Raw genomic sequence first — 1662 nt, forward strand, 5'->3', positions numbered from 1 at the left:
GCGGTGACCCAGGGGATCGCCAAGCTGGAGGCGCAACTGGGCCTGCCGCTGTTCGCGCGCCAGCCCGGCGGCATGGTCGCGCTGGAACCGGCGGAGCGGCTGAAGCCCCGGATCGATGCGGCGCTGCGCCTGATCGGCAGCAATCGGGTGACGGCGGCGCAGGTGCGCGCCTTCGTCGCCCTGGCGCGCAGCGGCAGTTATGCGGCGGCGGCGGTGGCGACCGGCGTGGCCGAACCCTCGCTGCATCGGGCGGTCGGCGATCTGGGGCTGGCGCTGGGGCAAAGGCTGGTCGACCGGCGCGGGCGCGGCGTGATGCTGACCAGGGCCGGGACGGTGCTGGCGCAGCGGTTGCGGCTGGCGCTGGCGGAATTGCGGCAGGGGCTGGAGGATCTGGCCGACCTGCGCGGGCAGGAGGGCGGGCGCATCCTGGTCGGCGCCATGCCGCTGTCGCGCGCGCGCCTGATCCCCGATGCGATCGCCCGGTTCCGCGCCGATTTCCCGCTGGTCGACATCAGCGTGCATGAAGGATCGCATGCTGAACTGGTTGGCCCGCTGCGCGATGGCGAAATCGACATGATGGTCGGCGCGCTGCGCGATCCCGCCATGGCGCTGGACCTGACGCAGCGGCCCTTGTTCGAGGATCGACCGACCATCCTGGCGCGGCGCGGCCATGCGCTGGCGGCGGGCTGGGATGCCGATGCGCTGCGCCGCTATCCCTGGATATTGCCGCCGGAAGGCACGCCGCTGCGGCAATTGTGGCAGGCGATGTTCGCGGCGCTGGGTGGCGATCTGCCGGCGGTGCCGATCGAATGCGGATCGGTGATGACGATCCGGCAATTGCTGGTCGGCGGCGAGTATCTGACCTTGCTGTCGCACGACCAGCTGGCGCTGGAACTGGAGGCGGGACTGCTGATCGATATCGGCCCGGCACCCGGCGCGATCAGCCGGACCATTGGCCTCACGACGCGGGCCGACTGGCGCCCGACCCGGTTGCAGCAGCAGTTCATGGCCGCGATCGATCAGGCTGCGGCACATATGAATTCGTAAAATCTTATACTGGTCCAGCGGATTCGATTGGCGGCATCAGACATGATCCGTCATCCAACCCGACATGGAGCAGGAAATCGGTCTGATCGGATTTGGCGAGGCAGGGTCCACCTTTGCGATGGCGGGGGACTGGATCGACGCGGCCCGCGTCTATGATATCCAGACGGATGCCGGCGCCACCCGCGATGCGATGCTGGCGCGCTGTGCCAGGGCCGGCGTCCGCGCCGTGCCGACGCTGGCCGATGCCGTCACGCCCGTCACCTTCATCCTGTCGCTCGTCACCGCCGACCAGGCGCTCGCCGTGGCGCAGGCCGCCGCCGCTCATATCGCGCCCGGCGCCCTCTATTGCGATCTCAACAGCGTCGCGCCGCAGACCAAGCAGGCGGCGGCCCGCGCGATCGAGGCGGCCGGTGGCCATTATGTCGATGTCGCCGTCATGGCGCCGGTCGATCCGGCCCGGCTGAACGTGCCGCTGCTGGTCAGCGGTGCCCATGCCGACGCGGCGCGGGCAGGGCTGGCCCGGCTGGGCTTCACCAATATCCGCGTCGTCGGGGAGGCCGTCGGCCGGGCGTCGGCGATCAAGATGATCCGGTCGGTGATGGTCAAGGGGCTGGA

General features: G+C 70.1%; 2 protein-coding genes. Both read left to right on the forward strand.

Going from position 1 to position 1662, the window contains the following annotated elements:
- Positions 1-1047, forward strand: a 1047-nt coding sequence (locus JQK15_RS27720) for a LysR substrate-binding domain-containing protein (protein ID WP_214869603.1), incomplete at its 5' end; no start/stop codon positions are given.
- A gap of 64 nt (positions 1048-1111) precedes the next feature.
- Positions 1112-1662: NAD(P)-binding domain-containing protein (locus JQK15_RS27725; protein ID WP_251008086.1), on the forward strand; the 551-nt coding region annotated here is incomplete at its 3' end.

It is taken from the genome of Sphingobium sp. BHU LFT2 (assembly GCF_018604485.1).
GTDB classification, from domain to species: Bacteria; Pseudomonadota; Alphaproteobacteria; order Sphingomonadales; family Sphingomonadaceae; genus Sphingobium; species Sphingobium yanoikuyae_A.